This is a genomic window from Spirobacillus cienkowskii (genome assembly GCF_037081835.1).
GTDB lineage: Bacteria > Bdellovibrionota_B > Oligoflexia > Silvanigrellales > Silvanigrellaceae > Silvanigrella > Silvanigrella cienkowskii.
This window is the reverse complement of sequence record NZ_CP146516.1, coordinates 117,610-141,296: the sequence shown is the minus strand read 5'-3', so window position 1 is coordinate 141,296 and position 23,687 is coordinate 117,610. Positions and strand designations below refer to the sequence as shown.

Sequence of the window (23,687 nt, the reverse complement as noted above, 5' to 3'; positions counted from 1 at the left end):
GCGGTTGATATGAAAGGAAATACAATATGTTTCAACGCTCGCCCAATGTTTATTCTTCTTCCGAAATCACTTATTTTACGTCCGAAAGCGTAAGTGAAGGCCATCCTGATAAAGTTGCCGATCAAATTTCTGATGGCATTCTTGATGAACTACTTTCGTTTGATCCTAGAGCTCGCGTTGCTTGCGAAGCTTTATGCAAAACAGGCTTAGTTGTGATTGCTGGCGAAATTTCTGTTAACCCAGAAACAGTGAGCACAAACGAAAAAAAATTAAACCGCAAGATGAAAAATTATTCTGACATAGCGCGGGAAGTTATTAAAGAAGTTGGCTATGAAGATCCTGACAACGGCTTTGAATACAGAAGCTGTGGAGTGATTGTTGCCGTTGATCAACAATCACCAGACATTGCTCAAGGCGTCAATGAGGGAGAAGGTCTCCACAAAGAACAAGGCGCAGGCGATCAGGGAATGATGTTTGGTTACGCGACTAACGAAACTCCTGAATACATGCCAGCAACCGTACAATATGCACACTCAATTTTACGTAACCTTTCTAAAGCTAGAAAAGAAAATCAAGTAAATTGGTTACGTCCCGATGCAAAATCACAAGTGACTGTTGAATATGTTAACGGTAAAATGAATCGAGTTGATACAGTTGTTGTTAGCACAATGCACACTAAAGATGTATCACAAGAAACCATCCGTCAGTTTGTGATTGAAAACATCATTAAAAAAACAATTCCTTCCAACTTACTTGATGCAAATACAAAATATCATATCAACCCAACAGGTAACTTTGTAATTGGTGGTCCTCAAGGAGACTGCGGTCTTACTGGACGTAAAATTATTGTTGATACTTATGGTGGCCATGGTGCACATGGAGGAGGCGCATTCTCCGGAAAAGACCCTTCTAAAGTTGATCGCTCAGCAGCATATATGGGACGCTACATTGCAAAAAATATTGTTGCAGCCGGTTTAGCAGACAAAGCTCTTGTCCAAATTGCATATGCAATTGGAGTGGCAAAACCTGTTAGCGTTAACGTTAATACCTATGGCACAGAAAAAATTAGCCGTTCTAAAATAGAAGATGCTGTGTTAAAAACTTTTGATATGACTCCTTCTGGGATTGTTAAAACTTTTGATCTTTTATATCCGCACAAAAATGGATTCACTTATCATCAAACAGCATCTTACGGGCATTTTGGACGCCAACATTTTCCTTGGGAAAAATTAGACAAAGTTTCTGAATTAAAAAAACTTCTCTAGAGTGTGTCCTCAAATATTAAAAAATTTTTGATTTTTAAAATATTTTATCCTCCCATTTTTCTTCATCCATACACTTGAGTACTACCTCTATTACAATTATATTGGTGAGCTTTGAGCGCAATCAACGCTTGAAGTTTGCCACAGTTGTCTTTGCATTTAGCAAACTGTAACTGTAAGAAAAGTTAAAAATTACCTGTTCATTGTTAGAGGATTTTTATGATTCAAACCGAATCTGTTGATATTTTAGACCCCAAGGTTGATTCCATATTCAAAAAAATTTTTGGCGAAAAAAAAGAACTTTTTATAGATTTTGTGAATAGTGTTTTTGCAGATAAAAACGAAAAACTGGTGAAATCTGTTACTTTCTTAAATACAGAACTCTCAAAAGACATTGCTAATGGCAAAGAATGTATTTTAGATGTGCGCGCTGAGCTTGACGATGGTAGTCAAATTAATATTGAGGTTCAGGTTACTCCTCAAAAACATTATATAAAAAGAAATTTGTTTTATTGGAGCAGGCTGTATGTTGAGCAAATATCCCTGGGCGAACACTACAAAGGCTTAAAGCGCTGTGTTTGCATTAATTTGATAAATTTTGACCTCTTCCCAGAAAACAATAGCTATCATAGAATGTTGTCTGGTTTGGATGTCGACACTCACGAAGTTCTAGCACCAGACTTAGAAATTCATTATTTAATTATACCCAAAATGCCTAAAGGTATGTATAATGGCAGTATGACAAGGCTTGAAAAATGGTTACTTTTCTTTCAAGCACCAGAAAAAAAAGTTTTAGAGGAACTCGCAATGCAAGACAGATTATTTGAACAAGCAAAAGAGACTCTCTATTTTTTGAGTCATAACCCCGCAGAAAGAATTGCTTACACCCAACGTTTAAAATACTTGCTGGATACTATTTCACAACTTGATGATGCAAAAACTGAAGGTGAAGTTAAAGGTAAAGTCGAAGGCATTCAAATCGGCAAGGCCGAAGGCATTGAAATCGGTAAGGCCGAAGGCATTGAAATTGGTAAGCGTGAAAATATGATTGAAATCGCAAAAACAATGAAAGCTAGTGATTTTCCAATGATGAGTATTATTAAAGTCACTAAACTCTCTCAAGAAGAAATTGAAAATCTTTAAAAATATCTTCACCTTCAGTTCCATATTAATTTGTCTCAATGAGTTTATCTGGAGTGTTCAATCATTTTAGCAAAAAGTTGATTAAATACCCTATTATAATTTACTTAAGCGACTAAAAAATATAACCTCTTTAGTTGATGTTTATTATTCAAATTAGGAGGTTATATGAAAGCAAGCTCTTTTCTTAAAAGAAATTTTTGTTTGTCCACATTCGCTCTTATTGCAAACTTTATCTTGATTCCAAATTCTTCTTTTGCATCAGATGCAGATACTATGAATTCTCCACAAACAGTTGCATTAACGGCAAAAGAAGAAACTAAAGTAGAAGAAGCTTTTCTTGATAAATTATGGGAAAATAGACAATCCTCAACTGGAAAATCTGAGATTGTAAATTTTTTAAAAAACCAACCTGTTTTACCAGAAAATTTTAATATTAACTGGAAAGTAGCGCGATTAGTATATTTTAATGCAAACTTTATTTTACCAGAACAAACAACAAAAGACGAAAAACTCAGCTTACTTCAATACGGATACAACTTAGGGATAAAAGCAAAAGAGCTCAATCCTTCAAGAGTAGAAGGTTTTTATTGGTACGCAATTAATTTAGGATCGTATGGTTTAGAAAAAGGAATTTTTACTGCCCTTAAAAATGCAAAACCAGGAAGAGACGCTTTGCTTGAAGCAGCAAAAATTGATGCAAAATACCATTGGTGCGGTCCTCTTCGCATACTTGGCCGCTATTACCAAGAAGTACCAGGAGGTCTCATCTCTTTTGGAGACAAAAAAATTGCAAACGAATATTTTTTAAAAGCAATAGAAACCTGCCCAAATTTTAGAGTGAATACAATGTACCTTGGCATTCTAAAAAAGAAGCAAGGTTTAAATTCTGAAGCATTAGATTTTTTTAAAAAAGCGCAGTCTCTGCCAAATCTTGACGGAAAAATAGAGGAAAGTCGATATTCAAAGGAGCTTGCTGAAAACATAAAAACTGTGCAAAATATGTAAGCCGAACTTGATCCGCCCTTCTAAAGTGCATAAGAAGACTGAGAGGGGTTTTTTATGCGTTTATAAGGAGTGTTTTTATGTCCAAGGGAAAGTTTATTATAGGCGGTATTTTTGTTTGTGCAGCAATAGTTGGCACAATACCACTATTTTTTCATGATTACAAAAAAATTACAAATAATTTGCCTGTCACGCAAAATGCTACCGAAAAACTTGAAAAAGCGATCTCATCCAATAATAAGAGCGACGTTCTTGGCAAATTTAATAACACAACTTTAAAACGTAGCGATCTCAATCCTCAAGAACGCCAAGCATTATATGACGCAGAAAATCAATCTTACAAAGCGATAGAAAATATATTAGCCAAAAGATTTTTTGATAATCGTATTAAAGAATATATGAAAAAGAAAAATATTTCTAATGTGAATGATGCAGAGAAAATATTTATTCAAGAATTTTCTGGAGTTTCTCAAGCTCAAGTTAAGCAATTTATAAAAGAAAATGGAGAAAATCCGCAACTAAAAGGCAAATCTCCCGAACAACAAGAAGCGCTTGTAAAGCCATATTTACAAAATCAAGGTATCAGCAACTACTATCGTTCCATTATTGCAAAAGCAATTTCTGATGGTGATATAGAAGTAACAGGAGCTGCAAAACCAGAGTCTGTTAGAATAAATGTTGATACATCAAATGCACCATCAAAAGGGACTGCAAATGCACCAATAACAATTGTTGAATTTGCAGATTTTCAATGCCCATTCTGCGCAACAGCAGAGCCAGTTATTGAAGAAATATTAAAAAAATATAAAGGCAAAGTACGCCTTGTTTTTAAAAATTTTCCTCTTGCCCAAATGCATCCTGAAGCAATTCCTTCTGCATTAGCAGCAGAATGCGCTGCGAAACAAGATAAATACTGGCAAATGCATGGAGCGTTATTTGAAAATCATAAAAAATTAAACGAACAGCTTTATGTACAATTAGCACAAAAATTTGGATTAAATCTTGAAGAGTTTAATAAATGTAGAAAAGACAAAGCTATGCTTGATAAAATATACGCTGATATGGAATATGGCCAAAGTCTTGGAATAAATGCAACACCTGCTTTTTATGTAAATGGTATACAACTTATGGGAGCTGTTCCAAAATCAGACTTTGAAAAAATTATTAATAGTGAACTCGCTAAATAATAGCAAAATTTGATAGTTTATTTATAATAGAGTAAAAAGTCATGGGTTAGTGCGCTCATGGCTTTTTTTATTATGGAGTATATTGATGCAAGAAAACTTCACCTCCTTAGAATTTAAAGACAGAATTGCAAATTTACAAATTAACAGACCAAGTCAATTAAATTCATTAAATAAACAAGTGTTACAAGAACTACAAAATCACTGTTTAAATTTAAAAGAAAACACAAATATTGATGTTGTCATTGTTTCTGGTGCTGGGGATAAATCTTTTGTCGCAGGCGCTGATATTAAGGAAATGCAAGACTTTAAAACTAACATTGAAGGAGAAAATTTTTCAAAACTAGGATCTCAAACAATGTTACTTTTAGAAAATTTACCGCAAATTGTAATTGCAAAAGTTCAAGGTTTTGCGTTAGGCGGCGGACTAGAACTCGCTTTAGCTTGTGATTTTATTATTGCATCAGAAAAAGCAATTTTTGGTTTTCCTGAAGTAACGCTAGGTCTTATACCTGGTTTTGCAGGCACCCAAAGACTATCTCGAAAAATTGGACCTGCTAAATCAATAGAATGGATTGCATCTGCAAAAAAATATACTGCAGAGCACGCATTAAATTGCGGACTTATCAGTTATGTAACACCTCACAACGAATTAAATAACTTTACAGAAGAATTTTCTGTTAAAATCATAAAAAACAGTCCAACTGCAATTAAAACTGCAAAAAAAGTTATTCAGCAAGGATTGCAACTTAATTTTGAGATGGGCTGTTCTTTAGAATCAAGAGAATTTGGTAAATTATTTACTAATCAAGAATCGAAAGAAGGTATTAAGGCGTTTATAGAAAAAAGAACTCCTAATTTTATTTAAATTGAAAGTTACAAAATGAATGATATTAATAATTTAAATAAATTATCAAACACAGTTAATGTAACCCTTATTAATAAAAGTGGCGATAAAATTGACGAATTTAAAATGAAATCAGGTTCAATTTTATGGGTTTTTATTAGAAAAAGAGGTTTTCCTATTGGATCAGCATGTTCTGGTGTTGGAGTTTGTGGCGCATGCAATATTAAAATTGTTTCTAATAACAATGAATCCACATCAAATCAAACATCATTTGAAAAAGAAACATTATCAAAAAACCAAAAAAACCCGCAAGAACGTTTAGCATGTCTTTGCAGGGTTTATGATGACATTGTTGTTCAGGCTGATTACTGGTAAAGTTTTTTAAAATTATTTTTTTCTGTTAATATTTGACTACACAACAAAATACAAAATACCCAAGCCAAATCTGCTAATAATAAATGTATCATTTGTGCCCAGGTAGGAGCTAGCAATAAAATATTAACAAATCCTAATACAATTTGTGTAGGAAATATAATAGTTATTAGTAAAGTTATTTTTTTTAATATTTTTGAAGAATTATTTTTTGTATATTTCCATGCAAATACTATTGCATAAAAAGAAATTAAAACTGCAAAAACAGGATGATAAACTCTTAATGATTTTAAAAAGTGATCGGCTTGAGTTAAATCTTGAATAAGACCTTCTCCTAAATATTTAGGACGAAACAAAGTATCACCTAATGCAGTTATTGCTCCAGATATACCCACAATAAACATACCAGTAATTAAAATTATAAAAGGAACAATTTTTTTAACCTTAAAGTTAAATTTAGGTTTAGGAAAACCAGAAGACCATGCAGCGGTTAAAGCAATTGATGCAATAAGAATAAAAGTTCCAACAAGGTGCAGCGACATCACAATAGCTCTCGTAACAGAAGAGTTATCTGCAACCAACCCAAATAATACCAAACCAGCACCTAATAAAGCTTCAAAAACAACAAATAAAAATGCAACTATTGCTGATATTCTTACAGGATCTTTTTTACGAGTTATTTTAATCGCCCAAATAAGTAAAACAATAGCTCCAATTGCAACAAATCCACTTGAAATACGATGAGTATATTCAACAACTGTATGCATAGTAGAAAAATTAGGAACAACTTCTCCATTGCACAAGGGCCAATGTTCGCCACAACCAGCTCCAGAACCTGTAGCCCGAACATAGGCTCCACCTAAAATTGTGTAAAAATTAAATACAAGAAAAAACCATGCATACTTAGAATAATTTTTTAAATTTAACATTTTTACTTCCAAATAAAATAAATAGAAATAATCAAAAAAACAAAAGATATATTATTGGAAAAAAAATATAAAATCAATTTAAAGAGAATATTAAATTTTTTTAGCTTGTTTTTAAAAGATTATCAATCATATCATCAACATTATCTTGATTTAATTTTTTATTTCTTGGATCTGGTAATTTTGATATTAAAGTTAAAAAATTTCTATACATTTGATCTTCTTCAGAAGAAAATTGTTTTCGTCTTAAGTCTCTATGCAATAAAGAATGCAGTACCTCAGCCCCTTTTCTCACTGCATACAAAGGATTTGGATACAATGATGCATTTTGAGTTAAATAATCTTTATTAAAAGCACAATTCAACCAATTTGATATTTCTACTATTGCATTTCTATATTGATTTTCTGATTCAAACTGTGTTGCACTCATTATACTATTAATAAGATTTGAAATTGTTGCAAAAGTTTTATCATCGGGAATTGGGTTAGGTTTTTCTGGCTCATAGCGACCAAACATCGACAAAACAAGTCGAATTCTATGTTTTGATTCATTGTATAATTCTTTAATCGAATCTTTTGTTGCCGATTTATCTGAACTCAAAATTACAGCCCTATAAACAAAGAATTAAAAATACCCCAAAAATCTTAAACTATGAAGAAACTATAGTTAAAGGAATTTCATCTTTTAAATGACGTGGCGGCTCTAAACTCGCAATTTTTCCAATGAGTTTTGCCCCTTCTTCGACAATCAGCCTATAGGCCGCAATATCACCTTCTACTCGCGCTGTTGAAGTCAGTCTCAAAAGATCTGAAGCATGCAATTTTCCTTCAAACACACCGCTCACTTCAACAATAACTCCCTGAATTTCACCTTTAATTAAAGCAGGTTCTTCTAATATTAAAACATCTTCAGAAATGATTGTACCTTCTATTTGGCCTGCAAGGCGCGCTTCTCCTTTTAATATTACTTTTCCTTGAAAAGAGGTTTGGCTTCCTAATAATGAAAACGGCACTCCCTTATATTTTTTATTAACAGTTTCAATACTTTGAAATGATGATAAAACTTTGGTTTCTTTAGCTTTTGAAAACATTTACACTCCAAACAATGAGGTTACGTTTTAAATTATTTTTTATTCCCGTATTATGAAATTATTCTAGGTATTTACAAAATCAGTTAGGTAACAATTTGTATTAGGACAATCAAATGACAAATATTGCACGAATTGCCGCAATTCAAATTTGGAATAAATTACCACAAATGCAAAGAATTCAATTAGATAGGCTAGAATTGGTGTTTAAAAATAGTTTAATCAGACCAAGAAAGAATTACGGTAACTGCTATTGCCCAACTCCAGAGACAAAAAATTTAAAATTACCAATTTTATTCCCTATTTATCCCCACGAAGGACAGGCAAGTAAAGGATATTATACATCAATTCCTTTAGCTTACATTTCTTGGTTTATCCCTTCTCAGGCACTACCCAGAATAGAGGTATTAGAAACACCAATCATTGATGATTCGTTAATTTATCAAAACGAAGATAAAGACAATCTAGATAAGACATTGTTTCCATTGGGAAAAACAGTTATTGGCAGTTTTCAAAAATTAGAATTTCCGCTACAATTACTAACATTAAATCAAATTAGAAAGCGAGTTCTCTCAAAAATTTTAGAAATTTCTGCAACTAATGCAAATTTATTTCTTTCAATTTTTTCTGAAATGCCGAAAATACTTGTTGAAGATGATAATTCACGATATCAACAGGAAATTACGGAAGCTAAAGGTCAAGGCTCTTGGCAATTCCAATCTGAAAGGTTAATGCCAGTTATACTGAACAACAAGCTTTGTGTATTTAAACTGTATTGTTGGATTCTAACAAAAAATAATTTAAGCATTTAACTAAACAGATCCAAAATGGATTAATACTGTGATATAATCGCTAAAATGAACTTGAGGAATCTATAATGGATTTTTTATCAAAGAAGTTGTATAGAAACTCTTTAAATTTTTTAGTTAAATTAGTAATTAGTAGTTGTTTTTTTATACCTCAATTATATGCAGCTCCTGCTAAAGATGTGACAATACTTTATTCTCAACAAAATCAAAACAAAAGCTCTGCATCAAAAAAATATTATAAAAATAAATATGAAAAATCAAAAAATACCTCAAAAAACAAGAAAAATTACGCGTCTAAACGAAAATCAAAAAGTAACAGTTTTGCTCGAAATGATTTTAAAACAGTTTACGTAACAGCTCAGCCTGTTTTGTTTTCATCTTACTCCGGAACATCAATCATAAATCCCAAAAAATTTTCTAGTAATACAGTTAAAGTTAAAGCTATGACAGATCCTAGAGAATCGCTAAATAATCATGGAACTGCATTTAATACGCCTTTTGGGCAAATTGATTGGCCCGAAGTTGCCACAAAACTTTTTATTAGAAATGGAAAAGTGTATTCTTTTTACAAAGGTTACAGGCTTGAATTAACTATTGATCCACAACTTCAAGATGCTTCAGAAAAGTATTTAAGTCAGTCAAAAATACTTAATGGTTCAACAGCGATCATAGAACCTAAAACTGGTCGTGTTTTAGCCTTAAGCCAAAATGGTGGCAATAGAAATGCTTTAAACTCTGTGAGTTCTAGAGCTCCTGCTGCAAGTCTTATGAAAATTATCACCGCATCCGCCGCAATAGAGAAAAAGAACTTAAATCCTTATGATTTAATCTCATTTCGTGGTGGGTGTGGATATCTGAGAAACGGCAATTGGCTAGCAGACCCAGTACGCGACAATCAAAAAATTACATTTGCTAAGGCATTTGGCTCGAGTTGCAATACAGCGTTTGCACGAATTGCACTTTATGATGTAGGATTATCTTCGCTTAAATCTTTTGCTGAAAAATTTATGTTTAATAAACCTATCCCGAGTGATATTAAATTGCAGACTAGTATGTTTTTGCTACCAGATCTTGATTCCGCAACCCCACTTGAAGTCGCAGAGGCTGGAGCTGGGTTTGGCGCAACACGCCTAAACCCTATTCATGCCGCCCTTTTATCTGCCGCTATCAATAATCAAGGGATCATGATGGCTCCATACATAGTTGAAGCAGCTTACAATTCAGACGGAAAAGAGATTTACAGAGCAAAGTCAATTCAAATTGGAAGAATCGTATCACCTCAAACTGCATCAAAGATTGAAACACTTATGCTGGCAACAATTTCATCTGGAACAAGCCGTAGGACTTTTCATAAAGTAGGCACTCGAGCAGAAGCAGATGAAATAGGAGGAAAAACAGGCACGCTTCTTGATCCAGAAAACAGAGACGTATTGTATACTTGGTTTAGTGGAATTGCTCCTTTAAATAGCCCCAATAGTATTGCCATCGGTACTGTAGTAGCCAGCCCACAAAATTGGGTTGTTCGTGCAAGTTCTGTTGCACAAACAACACTAGCCGACTACTTAAGACTAGAAAAAAGCGATAGTAGGGTTGCTAGTAGAAGCAACTAAAAACACATTAACAATTATTTTTTAATTTTATTAATCTTTAGAGTTAAAACTAAGATTAAAATAACTTTTAGACAGAAAAAAAATGACTTCTCACTCTTTTATTGACTTTGTGTCTACTCAATTCCAAGCCAGCAATTGGCAAAATGGAATTTCTATTTATAAATCTGGGGGAATCCATAACTTTCAAGCTTATGGAGAACTAATTAGTTGTAAAGTTAAGGCTGGAATTGGAGAAAATTACGAAGTCAGAATAAAAATACATTCTCTTGGTAAATTTATTCAATGGATGGAATGCACTTGCCAAGCAAATAGAAGACGAGCAGAAAAATGCCCGCATCTTGCAGCCTTTTGTATTTATCTCAATCAAGAAAAAGCTCCTTATTTGCAAAAAATGAACTTAGGTACTGGAGGATCCGACTTACATTTAAGTCCTATAAATTTTCAAAAAACAACGCAACAAAATACTTCTAATAATAAAAATTCTGCATTTAGTCCTCAAGAAAAGTGGGACATCATTAATGATGCAAAACAAATTATAGAAAGTAATAATCTAGAAAATATTTTTTCATCTGCTATTGAAATTATCTCTATTGATCTCGACAAAGAAGAGCCCTGGCTAAATGTTACAGTAAAAATTGATGCTTCTAAAAAACTAAACTACAGATTTAGCATTGATGATACTTGCAAAATTTTATTTAACTCTAAATATTTAAATAAAATTTCACCTAAAGCTTTGCAACTCATCGATCACAAATATACTGCTAAAAGATATTTTAATATTACATTATCAGGAAAATCTCGGTTTAAAATTGAAAAATTTATAGATATTTTTAAAGAAAATAATTTATTTAAAAAAATTACGATTTCAGATTTAGACCACAACCACAATGGTAAAGTAGGTATTTACTTTAAAAAAATTGGTTATATTCCTTTTTGTGACAACCTCAATATTACACAAATTTCTAGATGGCAAGAGTACCCTAAGGTTGGAATTGTTGAAGGTGATACCGCAGCTAATTTGCTTGAAAATAATTTTTCAAGACTTAAAGAAACAGCTGAAGTCATTACAAGTAATAACTTAACAAAAATTAAAGTATACGATAAAATAACAGTTCCTGAATTTACATTAAATAAATCTTCTGATGGAGACATATTAATAGAAGCGCAATTTAAATCTGATTCTCAAACAGATGCGCAATACGATAAAAACTTGCCTCAGGCTTCGGGATCTTTATTGCAAATTCTTAAAGCAAGAGCAGAAGGAAAACAGTTTCTTGAAACCGAAAAAGGGTTCATAAAAATCACTTCAGAAATAGATTGGTTAAAAAATAAAATTCAAGACGATGGACAAATTAAACTTTCTACCCTTGAATTTATTAAATTTCATGAACAGTTTGGTGCAAATAGCAAAGTAAAAGGCAAAAAAGCATTTATTCAAAAAATTCGATCTGGTCTTATTTCAAGAGAAAATTTACAAATTCCTGTTCTTAAAGAAACAAATTTAAAGTTAAGACCCTATCAAGAAGATGGTTTAAAATGGTTATGGTGGTTATATAATAATCAACTTGGCGGATTGCTTGCAGATGAAATGGGTTTAGGCAAAACTCACCAAGCAATGGGCTTAATTTCTGGAATAAGTGAGAGCGAGGCAAGCTCAATAACTTTAATCGTTTGCCCAACAAGTGTTATTGATCATTGGCTCGATAAAATGCACAAATATATTCCTAAGATTAATAGCATTTGTTTTCATGGCTCGCTTAGAAAAAATCATTTAAACAAAATAAACAATAATAAAGATCATCATTACGCATTTGTTACAAGCTATGGCATATTACTAAGAGATATTAATTTAATCATGCAATTTAAATGGAATTTAGTTATCTTAGACGAAGCTCATCTAGTAAAAAATCAAAGTACCAGAACTTACAAAGCTGCATGTAAAATAAACAGTAACATGCGTTTATGCTTAACAGGAACTCCTCTCGAAAACGATTTAATGGAACTAAAAAATCTTTTTGATTACATTGCACCAAAATATTTAGGTACCGACAATGACTTTAAAAAAAGATACCTTCCAAATACAGAAAAAATAGACCCATTAGCAGACATCGAACTTCATCGCTTAATTCATCCTTTTAAAATGAGACGAAATAAAATTGATGTACTGAGAGATCTACCAGATAAAGTTGAAGACATACGTTATTGCCACTTAAATCCTTCACAGAAAAAACTTTATACTGAAGCCTTAAATTTAAAAGGTAAAAAACTTATTGATGATCTACAAAATGACAAAAACCCTATACCATATATTCATATTTTTAGCTTAATCAGTTTGCTAAAACAAATTTGTAATGATCCTAGTTTGATAGATCCTCAATACGGTGCTGTAGGAAGCGGTAAACTTCACTTATTTGACGAGTTACTAAGCGAAGCGATAGAAAGCGAACAAAAGGTTGTTGTGTTTTCACAATATGCAAAAATGGTTAATAAACTTTCTGAAAGATTAAATTTACAAGGAATTAAACATGTAATCTTAACAGGTCAATCTGTTAATCGTGGAAATATTGTTAGAGAATTTCAAGAAAATAATGATGTAAAAGTTTTTATTGGTTCTTTACTCGCTGGAGGCACAGGAATTGATCTCACAGCGGCAAGCGTTGTGATTCACTTTGATAGGTGGTGGAATGCCGCAAAAGAAAACCAAGCTACTGATAGAATTCACAGAATAGGACAAACTCGAAACGTACAAGTTTATAAATTAATCACAAAAGGAACATTAGAAGAAAGAATTGATGAAATTATTAGTCGCAAAAAAAGTATTTTTGAAAGATTTGTTGAACAAGATGAAGAAGTATTTAAACATTTATCTCGGGATGACCTCTTGCAGTTACTTAAAGCGCCTACAGATAGTTTGGATTTAGACATACAAGAAGAAGATAGCTTTGAAGTTTATGATTTTTAAAATTTTTTTATTTTATTATGAAAATTAAATTATCTTGAAATTTGCCATGCTTTTGGAAATTTTTTTATTAAAAATTTATTGTCAATTATACTTTTTATTGTTTTTTTATTTTTGAGACTTACATTTATAAATTCAAAACCAACCAAGGCAACAAGCTCGTTAGTAGTAATATGCCTTACAACTGCTTCAATAGGCTCAAACACTAGATCATTAATCAACAGCTCATCTTCAAACAAAACCGTTACCTTATCTCCAACTTTAAAATTATATTTATTACTAATAGAAACTAAACAACCCGACTCAGATAAATTTTTAAACACGTTGTTTTTTGCAACAATTTTTTGATTTATACTAATAGAAACTACTAATTCAACTTCATGTCTAATCGATTTTCTTTTATCTTTGCTACTTTTAGTCATACTAAATCAACACTTTTCTATAGCTTAAAAAGAAGATCGTCTGAAAGATGGCCTTGTATCCTTATTTTTCTGGCGGAACTAACCAAACCTTGAAAACATGTACGAGTTGATGGATATACAGCAATACAAGGATGCAGAACAGAATCAGACAAATACCATAATAATTCTGAAGTTAATTTATATTGTAACTCTAAATTAGATAAAGAAACAATATTTTCAATAATTTTTGGACTCTTTAATTTATTAGAAAGCCATGAGAAAAAGTTTGATACATAATCACAAAACATTTTCACATCAAATAGCATAAGAATAGTTTGTGCTCTTACCTCTTGTATATGAGGAAACAAATATCCTAGATACACTTGCATAAATTCTTCTGGACTTTTAACGTTACAAAGCTCTGTTGTAGGTAAATAATTTTTTACATCAATATTTGAAGTATTAAATATACTTAAATGCTGCCCAATCAAATACCACCTAGAAATTGGAATATTATTTCCAAGCCCCATTGATGTTTGCAACAATATTGATTCTTTTTCAAAAACAGAAAAATGACCATGAACAATACTATCTGCTAACTCATGTTCAAAAAAAGAAGGAGTAGAATAAAGCGCAATTCCACTTCCTTGTTTTGGAATTTGGCTAGAAAAAGAACCTATACCTAAAAAAGTTTCGGGTAAAAAACCTTGAGAAGTTCTTAAAAGTAAAAACCTTGCACAGGCTTCATTATTTTCTAATAAGTGAATTTCTCTCATGAAATACTTTACCCTTTTCAGGTTAATTCATTTTTCCTGACTGTTTTAGCAATTGCATCTAAAATTCCATTTACAAATCCTGCCGAATTCGCAGCCCCATATTCTTGCGCAATACATGCTGCTTCTGAAATTATCACTCCAACATCTGTGCTTTGACGCTCTAAAAGCTCTATTGTCGCAACTCTTAATACCGCTAAATCAACTCTGGCAATTCGTGAAATTTTCCAATTTTTTGCGTTTTTTTCGATAAGCTCATCTATTTTACTAAGCGCCTGAAACAAAGAACTTAAAATAGACATTAGAAACTCCTTTTGATAATCAGGAACTTCAAACTGCTTCATAAACTGATCCAAAACCTGCTTTTGCATTACAAACTGCTGATTAACATCTTGCTGATAAATAAATTGTACAGCAAGTCTTCTTATTTTTTTAAAGTCAGAAGACTTTAAACCATTTTCACCATCAATCATATCTAGATTTTTCCTAATAACGTAGATTTTACCATAATCATTTCTAAAATAGTATCAGCGACATCAGCACCCTTATTTCCAAGTTTTCCGCCTGCTCTGTCTATGGCTTGTTCCATAGAATCACAAGTCAAAATTCCAAATCCTACTGGTACAGAGCGAGAAAGTTGCACATTCATCAGACCAGATGTCGCACTCGAACAAACATAGCTGTAATGATCAGTAGTGCCTTTAATCACAGCTCCTAATGCAACTACGCCATGAACTTTTTTATTATCAATTAATAATTGGGCAGCTAAAGGAATTTCAAAACTACCTGGCACTTCGCATTCAATGATATTTTCTAAATTGATGCCTCGTCTAATCAGTAAATTTTTTGCTCCTAATAATAACTTAGAAGTAATTATCTCATTAAATCTTGAGGTTACAATTCCAATTTTGACATCTGATGCTTTCAATGTACTCTCTCCAAAGCTAAAAAATTCGCATAAACAAAGAGTACCTAGCATAGTGATTGTTTAAAACAAAGAAAAGTTTTTTAATTACCAAGAAGAGTTCTGCTTACAATCATTCTTTGAATTTGTGATGTGCCTTCATAAATTTGAAAAATTTTTGCATCACGCATTAACATTTCAACTGGGTATTCTTTGTTGTAACCATATCCCCCAAAAATCTGAACTGCATCTGTCGTAATTCTCATACATGAATCTGCGGCAAACATTTTAGCGATTGATGCGTAATAAGTATTTTTTCTACCCGCATCCACCTCACAGGCCGATTTCCATACTAGTAAGCGAGAGGCTTCGATGTCTCTTGCCATCTCTGCAATGATAAAGCCGACCCCTTGGTAGTCGCCAATTGGCTTGCCAAAAGCACTTCTTTGTTTTGCATAGTCAATGGCACACATCATTGCCCGTTGCGCAAGCCCTACAGCCTCTGCGGCAACTGCAGGACGCGTTCGGTCAAAAGCACCCATCGCTAACTTAAACCCATCGCCTTCTTTACCAAGTAAATATTTTTCTGGTACTTCAACATTATCAAATGTAACTGCCCGAGTATCACTGCATCTTTGCCCCATATTTTCTTCTTTTTTACCAACTGTCACCCCTGGAGTTTTAGCTGACACAATAAATCCTGTCATGCCTTTATGGCCAGCCTTAGCATCAGTTTTCGCTAAAACAAAAAACCAAGATGCATAATTTGCGTTTGTTATCCACATTTTTGAGCCATTAATAATATATTTATCTTTTACTTTTTTTGCCGTTGTTTTAATTCCTGCAACATCACTCCCAGCCCCAGGTTCTGTTACGCAATAAGATGCCATCAAACACTCATTGACCATAGGTGCCAAAAATTCTTTCCACACGACTTTGTTTTCCGACAAAATAACAGGAACTGCTGCCAAATCATTTGCTAATGCAGCGGTACAAAATCCAGCACTCCCCATGGCAAGCGCCTCTGATATTAAACAATGATCAAAGGTTCCAAGGCCGAGTCCACCAACTTCTTCTGGCACAAATGCGTTAAGCATCCCCAATTCATGAGTCTTCTTTAACAAATCAAGCGGAAACTTGGCTGTTTCATCCAATTCTTTTGCTTTTGGCCAAACTTCCTTATTTGCAAAATCCTTTGCCATGTCAAACAATTGTTTTTGAGTTTCATTTAAATCAAACATTGCCATATTGGTTCTCCGAAAAAAAATAAAATGCACAAAAAATCTATTGATCTATTTAAATTTAAACTAAGTGGTTAACAATGCAATCAAAAAAACTCGATTATTTGGCATACATCAGGTATCTTATAAAAGCCTATTTGCTCTATTCGAGAGTTTCATATAATTTAATAAAAGCAAATTCACTCAAATTGAAACTTTAAAAATCCTGTAAGGAGCCAACATGCCAAAAAATACAAAAACTCAATTTAGTTTTATGAAAAATATATTTAATGGCCATATTCCAGAAAAATCTCTGCATCACTTTCCATTTTTTAATACCAATCGCGAAAATGATTATATTCTTATGTATAATTCTATTAACGATTGGATGAAGCAAAATGTAAATAGTTTAAAATTTGACCAAGAAAAAAAACTCCCTAAAGATATTATTCAAGGCATGAAAGAAATGGGCTTGTTTGGCTTAATTATTCCTGAAGCATTTGGTGGAAGCGAATTAACTCAAACTTTATATACAAGAACATTAGAGCTATTAAATCAACACGATTCATCCGTTACTTTAACTGCAGGAGCGCATAGTTCTATTGGCTTAAAAGGCTTGTACCTCTATGGCAACGAAAAACAAAAAGCAAAATATATGCCAAAACTTGCTACTGGCGAAATGATTGCTTCGTTTGCCTTAACTGAACCTACAGCAGGATCTGATGCAGCAGGAATTAAAACAAGAGCTGTAAAAAATGGTGATCACTACATTATAAATGGTTCAAAATTATGGATTACAAACGGTGGTTTTGCCGATTTTTTTACCGTATTTGCAAAAGAAGAAATAAATGGCGAAGATAAAATTACAGCATTTATTGTAACAAGAGATATGGGCGGTGTTAGCCATGGACAAGAAGAATTAAAGCTTGGAATTAAAGCTTCCTCAACTGTTGAGGTGTTTTTTAAAGACGTAAAAGTTCCGGCGGAAAATATACTTGGCAAACCCGGTGACGGATTTAAAATTGCCATGGGAATTTTAAATCAAGGACGAATGGGACTTGCTGGAGGCGCTCTTGGGGCAATGAAATCGGTTACTGATGAATCAATCATTTATACAAAAAACAGAAAAGCGTTTGGCCATTCCATATCAGATTTTGGATTAATTCAATCAATGCTCACCGAGATGGCAATGCATATTTACGCTTCAGAATCAGCAACCTATTTTGCTACAAATTTAGTTGATTCTGGTGATACAGACTACAGTATTGAAGCAGCGATTTGCAAAGTATTTGTAACAGAAGCTGCTTGGAAAACAATCAATACAGCAATGCAAATTCATGGTGGCAACGGCTACATGGTTGAATATGGAATAGAAAGAAAGCTAAGAGATGGAAGAATAGGTTTAATATTTGAAGGCACAAACGAAATTTTAAGACTATTTATCGCTATGACTGGGCTTAAAGAAACAGCTGGTCAATACCAACGTCTCGGCAAAGAATTACAACAAATGCAGTCTCACAAAAATTTAGACTTTTTAAACAGTGCAATCGAAAAAATAGGCTTTCTTTCTGAATTTGCAATAAGCGAAGTCAAAAAAACTGTCATTTCAGAAAAACTAGAAGGCTTCCACCCATCGCTCGAAAAAGAATGTGAAAGATTATCATCTGCAACACATGCTTTAGCCAATACATCATCTCGGTTAATTAGATCCTACGGACACAAATTGATTGACGAACAACTACAACTCGCTAGACTTGCAGATGTTGCAATTGATACTTATGTAATTGCTAGTGTTCTATCACGGATTAATTCGGTAATTGAAAAACATGGCGGTGTAGAAAAAAATGCAACAGAAATTTCTATGGCAAAATTAATTATCCGAAATGCCAAAGCACGAGTTAATCAAAGTTTATATGATTTAAAAGAAAATCATGACAGCACAATTAAAAATATAGCAAAATATTTGGTAGAAAAAGAAAAATATCCGTATCAATTAGACTCTGTTAAGTAACAAATTTTTTTAACCTTAAATATTACTAGAAAATTTTAAACCAACTATGCCAATGACAATTAATGTCAAAAAAAGTATTCTAATTAAATTAACAGGGTCACCTAATACCAACATACCATAAATAGCCACGCCCGTTGCGCCGATACCTGTCCAAACCGCATAAGCTGTGCCAATTGGGATTGATTTATAAGATAAAGTTAAAAAATAAAAACTAATTATCATGCCAAATAACATAACTATTATAGGAGTGATTTTATTAAATCCATCCAAATACTTTAAAGAAACTGCCCAGACAACTTCAAAAACACCACCGCAAATCAAAAAAAACCAAGCAGTCATTTATTTTATGCCTTTTTTAATCATTAACTTGTCTAATTTTTCGAGCAAAATATCTCTTGTAAAAGGTTTCATAATATACTCATCTGCACCCAAAGAAAGCATTTTCTGAATATCTAATGCCCCATTTCTTACTGTTAACATCATGACTGTTATTTTAGGATATTTCTTTTTAATCTCTATTAATGTTTCTATACCATTCATGACGGGCATTTCCCAATCTAAAAAGATACAATCGACATCGTCCTCATCCTTAAGTACATCCAAACCAATTTTCCCATTATCTGCTGTAATGAGATCTATATTTTTATTATTTGAAAAACACTCTCTAACATAAGCTTGAGTAGTTTTTGAATCATCAATTAAAAGTATTTTTAAAGTAACCATAAAAAAATCCTAATTTTTAATGTTATAAGAACTATAAATCCATTTAAAATTATAATAATCTTTTATTGCTCCCTGAATAAAAATTTTAACTTTTAAATTAGGAACAATTTCCATAAAAATTGCAGAGTCATTGATTGGCATATTTTCCTTTAACCATTTATCAGTTTGTTCTGTACCAACACGATAGGCACAAAGAGCTTTAACAATATCACCCTTATAGTATTCTAATAAATCTTTATAATAACAAACCTTATCTAAAATATTTTTATACTCAGTTCTTTTTGTAAAAAAACCTTCTTGGCGAAGTACAGCAAAAACAATATCTGGGTCAACTTTACACACATTTATAGCATGATAAACATCATTATGATAGAACTTAGGATAAAAAAGAAAATAAATAAAATTATTAATATCTGAATTGGGATCTAAATAATCTTTTGTCTTAGAAACCAATAATACAGATTGGACATAATTACCCACAACATAATTTAACCAAGCAACATTACCAAATAATAAACTGGAATTTTTATTTTTATCAAATTTGTTTAAATTATTTATTAAATATTCATTTATCCATTCTAATTCATCATCAATATATAATTTTGCTAAACGATTATTAGATAGTAAAAAATCCTGAAACTCATCTACTCTTTTTATATTATTATCAATTTTTAATTGACTTAACATCAAAATTACAGATTTTATTGACTGATTAATACTAGAATATTTATCAAAAAATGGATATGAAACCCATTTTTTCATTTCTTCTTCCCATGAAACTAAAAAAGGAGAAGTCGCATTTGTGGAAGATTTTCCAGATAAATTTTGCATCATTTGTCCAGACAAGGAATCATATAAACCTAGAGGACTTTCAATTCCAGACATTAAATAGTATTTGTAAGATTCTTCTACTCTATTTTCAGCCGCTAATGACCGCCCAATCCAATAATAAGAAAAAGATTTAATACCAGAATCATTTGTTTCATTAACAATTTTTGTAAAAGTTTCAATTGATTTATTAAATTCTCCATTTAAAAAATGAGTTAGACCTATTTTATATTCATAGTTACTACTTTTATTTGATGGATTATCTTCAAATTCTTCAATATTTTTTTTATAATCATAGAAGTTTTTTGAAACTGAGTTCAACTGCTTATTTTCATATTTTTTTTCATCAAAGTTAAGTCCCCAAAATATTTTTTCATTAATCCATTCAGGCTTTTTTTGATTTATTAACTCAAAATTTTCGCTTGAAAATATATTTTCAAAATAATTTTTTGGAGAAAAAAAAGACGTATCATTTTTTGCTAATTCATACCAGCCATAAGAATCACATAAGTCTTCGCATTGCTTGGCTTGAAGTATAGAAAAGTCTAGTTTACTTATAACAATATCTTTGTTTATGGTTGAATCAATCAATAATATATTGGCTAATGAATAAATGTTAAAAGCATATTTATATATAGTATATGTCAGATTTTTTGTATTTAAAACTTTTTTTGTATCTTCAATAATTTTTGCATGCTTATAATATTTAAAATCATCAATAGAGCTTAATGTTAAATTAATAGAATTTAAAAGAATAAAATCTTTTTGCGGCACTTTATTTAAAAATAAGTGCTGAATTTTTTCTTTTAATAAAACATTATTGAAATTATGCTGAGTTTTTTGGGTGGTGCAAGATATAAAAAATAATACAATCAGGAAAGTTGTCGCTTTACTATAAAAACACAACTTTTTAAAGTACTTGTTTATACTCAAAAGTATTAAGACCTCTGCGCTCCTAGCTTGTTGCCCAAAATATTTTCGACTAATTTTTCTACTTCACCTGCAAAGGGCTTGTGCATCATTGCAATTTTTCGCCTTACTTCACAAATGTGGACTTTACCATTATTGTCTTTAAGTGCAATACAAATTTCACTTGTTCCCATTTTTTCAATTTTAATAACTAATTCATCTTTATTCCAAGAAGTTTTTACATAATCTTTTTTAATTTCAGAAGCTATCAAAGAAGTTAATTCTGATTTTACTGATGCAAGTTCTTTGCTTATAACGTAGCTAATAGTCATAATTTTTCCTTTAAATAAAAAATAATTTAAAAACCAGAATTTTTTAACTTCTCAAATAATTCAATATCACTTTCTTTAATCTCCTCCTGAATAGGCACCTTGACAGCAAGAATCGCGTAAAGATCTCCCCTTTCAGAACTACCCATAACAGGAAACCCAAGAGACTTGAGTCGCATTTTAACTCCGTTTTGCATGCCTGGACGAATTTTAATTTGCTTTACACCTTCTGGCGTAGGAACATCTAACAAGCCACCAAGACATAATAAACTAAAAGGCACTTTGACCTCAACTTCAATATCATTATCCTTTCGTATAAACTCAGGATGAGACATCACTTTTACATTTAAATAAAGATCCCCTTTATTTCCGTTTGGCATGATTCGGCCATGCCCACGAACTCTGAGCTTTTTTCCTGTATCAATCCCTGCTGGCACTTTAATACGAGTAGAAATAACATCTCCACCTCCAAGAGAAAGATTAACTTGTCTTTCTGAGCCATTATATGCTTCCATAAAGCCAATTTCTAACTCGTGCTCTATATCATAGCGAGAACTGTCTTCTGGCTGGGAACGAAATCCGCCACGACGTGCGCCACCTCTTTGCTGCTCATCAGCTTTACCGCCAAACCCTCCAAAACCTCCAAATTTGCCTCCTGATGTAAAGCCACCAAATCCAGAAAAACCCATTTCACGAAAAATACTATCAAAATCAAAATTTTTAAAAATATCTTCATGAAAACCAGCACCCTGCTGTTGCGAAAAACGGGTATCTCCTAGGAGGTCATATTGACGCTTTTTCTCAGGATCCGACAAAACAGCATAAGCTTCAGACATTTCCTTAAATTTTTCTTCTGCTGACTTATTTCCAGGATTTCTATCTGGATGGTATTGCATAGCCATTTTTCGATATGCTTTTTTAATATCATCAGAAGTTGCATTTTTATTTAAACCTAAAATTTCATAATACTTCATCCGCAAGTCTCTCCCATAGCGTAAAAACAGCACTCTTCCGCAGCATGTTTTAAAAAAATTTAATGCTCAATTGGCCAATGGCAAGAGGGGGGAGGGTTAAGACTTTTTAACTAGCTGTTCTACATAGGAAAATTCGTGTTCTAACACATTTTCTAAAAGCTCTTCATCTTCAAAACCAAAAAATTCAAACCAATTTATACCAATCAGTTCTGGAGTGGGTGTCACTTTTTCTTCGCCTTCATCATTTTCGTAATATTCAAATGCTTTTTGCACAACACCATCGCCTAACATTTCAAAATAATGATAGCCATCTCCATTTAAAAATAGGCCATCTCGCGAATCGCCTGTCCAAAACTCTCTGCAATACCAAACTTCATCGGGTCTTCTTTTCGTCCTAATTGACAAAACTATATTATTTTCCATAATTTATAAAAACCTTTATCATTCATGGAGCGATCATCACCCATGATTTAAATCGCCCTGTCTAGGCAGCGACTTTAACAATTTTTCAATTTGAATCAATCTCTCTATTCTCGGCTTTAAACGGCTTTCACCAATAGGAAATAAAATTGTATGGTAAAAATGTTGTTGGGCTAGTAATTTCTCACCTGTTTTACGGACATCTAAAAGCAAAGGCAGTAGCGCTCTTGCTTGCTCATGAGAGTTATTCTCAGTTTTTAATGCTTCAAGAATATCTTTCATCACAATTTCAGATAATTTTTCAAAATTTCTTAATGAATTCATTCTATTGCTAAACAATATAAATCTTATTTTGGTTCTATTTTTGTAAAAACTGCGCTTAAAAGATTTAAAAAAATATAAAATAATGATTAACGTTGGAATAATTAGCAAAAATAAAATGTATAAATTAAAATCTATCCCCATAAAATATCCACAAACAACAAAAACTAAAGATTATTAAATGTTATAAGTTCTTATCGGCAAGTTTTATCTAGGAAATAAAGACATAGAAATGACTAAGGAGACCTAAGAATTTTATTAATGGAGAATGTTTAAGTTTTTGTCTCGATCCATCGTATTATTTTGTCCCTGGATCAGCGGAGTTTCTGTATCATTTTGTGCCTGGGTCTCGATATGGTTTTGATAAGCATCAATCTCTTGTTGCGGAATATCTTCTGATTGAAACTCTACACTATTGATATCCGCCTCTAAACTAGAAATTTTTTGTGCAATATCATTAATTTCTTTTTTTTCTTCTTCTAGCAAAAGACTACTCTGCACATCGTTTTTAACTTCTTGCCACGAATTTTGAACGTCACGCGTCACTTTTTTAGCTTGATTTAAGCCTTTTATCATTTTTTTCATGTTTTCTGGTAATTTATCATTTCCAAATAAAATTAATGCAATAACAGCAATTAAAAGTATTTCGCTACCACTAAACCCAAACACAAT

Annotated in this window: 26 protein-coding genes; 10 read left to right on the top strand and 16 right to left on the bottom strand. The window is 32.2% G+C overall.

Going from position 1 to position 23,687, the window contains the following annotated elements; genetic code table 11:
* Positions 1-26: 26 nt before the first annotated feature.
* The 6 genes from metK (at position 27) to Spiro2_RS00615 (ending at position 5,813) form a co-directional block, all read left to right on the top strand.
* The gene (gene metK, locus Spiro2_RS00640) at positions 27-1,265 is read left to right on the top strand and encodes a methionine adenosyltransferase (protein ID WP_338636383.1); all 1,239 of its coding nucleotides are present in this window, start codon (positions 27-29) and stop codon (positions 1,263-1,265) included.
* A 216-nt stretch (positions 1,266-1,481) separates the two neighbouring features.
* Positions 1,482-2,405, top strand: coding sequence for an Rpn family recombination-promoting nuclease/putative transposase (locus Spiro2_RS00635; protein WP_338636382.1), 924 nt, complete (start codon positions 1,482-1,484; stop codon positions 2,403-2,405).
* Between the two features lie 165 nt (positions 2,406-2,570).
* On the top strand, positions 2,571-3,410 hold the full coding sequence (locus Spiro2_RS00630) for a hypothetical protein (protein ID WP_338636381.1): 840 nt from the start codon (positions 2,571-2,573) through the stop codon (positions 3,408-3,410).
* A gap of 77 nt (positions 3,411-3,487) precedes the next feature.
* The gene (locus tag Spiro2_RS00625; RefSeq protein WP_338636380.1) at positions 3,488-4,594 is read left to right on the top strand and encodes a DsbA family protein; all 1,107 of its coding nucleotides are present in this window, start codon (positions 3,488-3,490) and stop codon (positions 4,592-4,594) included.
* An 85-nt stretch (positions 4,595-4,679) separates the two neighbouring features.
* Positions 4,680-5,459: an enoyl-CoA hydratase/isomerase family protein gene (locus Spiro2_RS00620; RefSeq protein ID WP_338636379.1), complete on the top strand. Its 780-nt coding sequence runs from the start codon at positions 4,680-4,682 to the stop codon at positions 5,457-5,459.
* 15 nt (positions 5,460-5,474) lie between these two features.
* Positions 5,475-5,813 carry a 2Fe-2S iron-sulfur cluster-binding protein gene (locus Spiro2_RS00615; protein ID WP_338636378.1) on the top strand — a complete coding sequence of 113 codons (339 nt, stop codon included), beginning with the start codon at positions 5,475-5,477 and terminating at the stop codon, positions 5,811-5,813.
* On the opposite strand, the gene Spiro2_RS00610 is transcribed toward Spiro2_RS00615, so the two are convergent.
* The 3 genes from Spiro2_RS00610 to Spiro2_RS00600 form a co-directional block, all read right to left on the bottom strand.
* Positions 5,804-6,739, bottom strand: a complete 936-nt coding sequence (locus Spiro2_RS00610; protein ID WP_338636377.1) for a COX15/CtaA family protein — start codon at positions 6,737-6,739, stop codon at positions 5,804-5,806. The two genes, Spiro2_RS00615 and Spiro2_RS00610, sit on opposite strands and share 10 nt — an antisense overlap.
* 100 nt (positions 6,740-6,839) lie before the next feature.
* Positions 6,840-7,337 (bottom strand): hypothetical protein, encoded by a 498-nt coding sequence (locus Spiro2_RS00605; RefSeq protein ID WP_338636376.1) that lies wholly within the window; start codon positions 7,335-7,337, stop codon positions 6,840-6,842.
* A gap of 49 nt (positions 7,338-7,386) precedes the next feature.
* Positions 7,387-7,827 (bottom strand): bactofilin family protein, encoded by a 441-nt coding sequence (locus Spiro2_RS00600; protein WP_338636375.1) that lies wholly within the window; start codon positions 7,825-7,827, stop codon positions 7,387-7,389.
* Between the two features lie 113 nt (positions 7,828-7,940).
* On the opposite strand from Spiro2_RS00600, the gene Spiro2_RS00595 reads away from it, so the two are divergent.
* The 3 genes from Spiro2_RS00595 to Spiro2_RS00585 all read left to right on the top strand — a co-directional run bounded on the left by Spiro2_RS00595 (position 7,941) and on the right by Spiro2_RS00585 (position 13,205).
* A complete protein-coding gene (locus Spiro2_RS00595; RefSeq protein WP_338636373.1) occupies positions 7,941-8,636 on the top strand; it encodes a hypothetical protein in 696 nt (231 codons plus the stop codon).
* A gap of 65 nt (positions 8,637-8,701) precedes the next feature.
* The gene (locus tag Spiro2_RS00590) at positions 8,702-10,243 is read left to right on the top strand and encodes a penicillin-binding transpeptidase domain-containing protein (RefSeq protein ID WP_338636372.1); all 1,542 of its coding nucleotides are present in this window, start codon (positions 8,702-8,704) and stop codon (positions 10,241-10,243) included.
* A gap of 82 nt (positions 10,244-10,325) precedes the next feature.
* Positions 10,326-13,205 carry a DEAD/DEAH box helicase gene (locus Spiro2_RS00585; protein ID WP_338636371.1) on the top strand — a complete coding sequence of 960 codons (2,880 nt, stop codon included), beginning with the start codon at positions 10,326-10,328 and terminating at the stop codon, positions 13,203-13,205.
* Between the two features lie 29 nt (positions 13,206-13,234).
* On the opposite strand, the gene Spiro2_RS00580 is transcribed toward Spiro2_RS00585, so the two are convergent.
* Genes Spiro2_RS00580 through Spiro2_RS00560 form a run of 5 tightly spaced genes read right to left on the bottom strand, consistent with a single transcriptional unit; the run spans position 13,235 to position 16,527 of the window.
* Positions 13,235-13,624, bottom strand: a complete 390-nt coding sequence (locus Spiro2_RS00580; protein WP_338636369.1) for a PilZ domain-containing protein — start codon at positions 13,622-13,624, stop codon at positions 13,235-13,237.
* A gap of 17 nt (positions 13,625-13,641) precedes the next feature.
* On the bottom strand, positions 13,642-14,379 hold the full coding sequence (locus tag Spiro2_RS00575) for a hypothetical protein (RefSeq protein ID WP_338636368.1): 738 nt from the start codon (positions 14,377-14,379) through the stop codon (positions 13,642-13,644).
* 17 nt (positions 14,380-14,396) lie between these two features.
* Complete coding sequence (gene nusB, locus Spiro2_RS00570; RefSeq protein WP_338636366.1) at positions 14,397-14,849, bottom strand: transcription antitermination factor NusB; 453 nt, start codon at positions 14,847-14,849, stop codon at positions 14,397-14,399.
* Between the two features lie 2 nt (positions 14,850-14,851).
* Complete coding sequence (gene ribH, locus Spiro2_RS00565) at positions 14,852-15,355, bottom strand: 6,7-dimethyl-8-ribityllumazine synthase (protein ID WP_422398004.1); 504 nt, start codon at positions 15,353-15,355, stop codon at positions 14,852-14,854.
* Positions 15,356-15,384: 29 nt separating this feature from the next.
* Positions 15,385-16,527, bottom strand: a complete 1,143-nt coding sequence (locus Spiro2_RS00560) for an acyl-CoA dehydrogenase family protein (protein WP_338636364.1) — start codon at positions 16,525-16,527, stop codon at positions 15,385-15,387.
* A gap of 214 nt (positions 16,528-16,741) precedes the next feature.
* Here Spiro2_RS00560 and Spiro2_RS00555 point away from each other — a divergent pair, with 214 nt between their 5' ends.
* A complete protein-coding gene (locus Spiro2_RS00555) occupies positions 16,742-18,511 on the top strand; it encodes an acyl-CoA dehydrogenase family protein (protein ID WP_338636363.1) in 1,770 nt (589 codons plus the stop codon).
* A 15-nt stretch (positions 18,512-18,526) separates the two neighbouring features.
* Here Spiro2_RS00555 and Spiro2_RS00550 read toward each other — a convergent pair whose 3' ends face one another.
* From Spiro2_RS00550 to Spiro2_RS00515, 8 genes are all read right to left on the bottom strand, one after another.
* Positions 18,527-18,850 (bottom strand): DMT family transporter, encoded by a 324-nt coding sequence (locus tag Spiro2_RS00550; RefSeq protein ID WP_338636362.1) that lies wholly within the window; start codon positions 18,848-18,850, stop codon positions 18,527-18,529.
* Positions 18,851-19,234, bottom strand: coding sequence for a response regulator (locus Spiro2_RS00545; RefSeq protein ID WP_338636361.1), 384 nt, complete (start codon positions 19,232-19,234; stop codon positions 18,851-18,853). It lies immediately after the preceding gene.
* Between the two features lie 9 nt (positions 19,235-19,243).
* Positions 19,244-20,995, bottom strand: a complete 1,752-nt coding sequence (locus tag Spiro2_RS00540; protein ID WP_338636360.1) for a hypothetical protein — start codon at positions 20,993-20,995, stop codon at positions 19,244-19,246.
* A 5-nt stretch (positions 20,996-21,000) separates the two neighbouring features.
* A complete protein-coding gene (locus Spiro2_RS00535) occupies positions 21,001-21,303 on the bottom strand; it encodes a hypothetical protein (RefSeq protein ID WP_338636359.1) in 303 nt (100 codons plus the stop codon).
* A 26-nt stretch (positions 21,304-21,329) separates the two neighbouring features.
* The gene (locus tag Spiro2_RS00530) at positions 21,330-22,274 is read right to left on the bottom strand and encodes a J domain-containing protein (RefSeq protein WP_338636358.1); all 945 of its coding nucleotides are present in this window, start codon (positions 22,272-22,274) and stop codon (positions 21,330-21,332) included.
* Between the two features lie 96 nt (positions 22,275-22,370).
* Positions 22,371-22,697, bottom strand: a complete 327-nt coding sequence (locus Spiro2_RS00525) for a hypothetical protein (RefSeq protein ID WP_338636357.1) — start codon at positions 22,695-22,697, stop codon at positions 22,371-22,373.
* A 36-nt stretch (positions 22,698-22,733) separates the two neighbouring features.
* A complete protein-coding gene (locus tag Spiro2_RS00520; RefSeq protein ID WP_338636356.1) occupies positions 22,734-23,018 on the bottom strand; it encodes a hypothetical protein in 285 nt (94 codons plus the stop codon).
* Positions 23,019-23,273: 255 nt separating this feature from the next.
* Complete coding sequence (locus Spiro2_RS00515; RefSeq protein WP_338636355.1) at positions 23,274-23,684, bottom strand: twin-arginine translocase TatA/TatE family subunit; 411 nt, start codon at positions 23,682-23,684, stop codon at positions 23,274-23,276.
* Positions 23,685-23,687 lie beyond the last annotated feature (3 nt).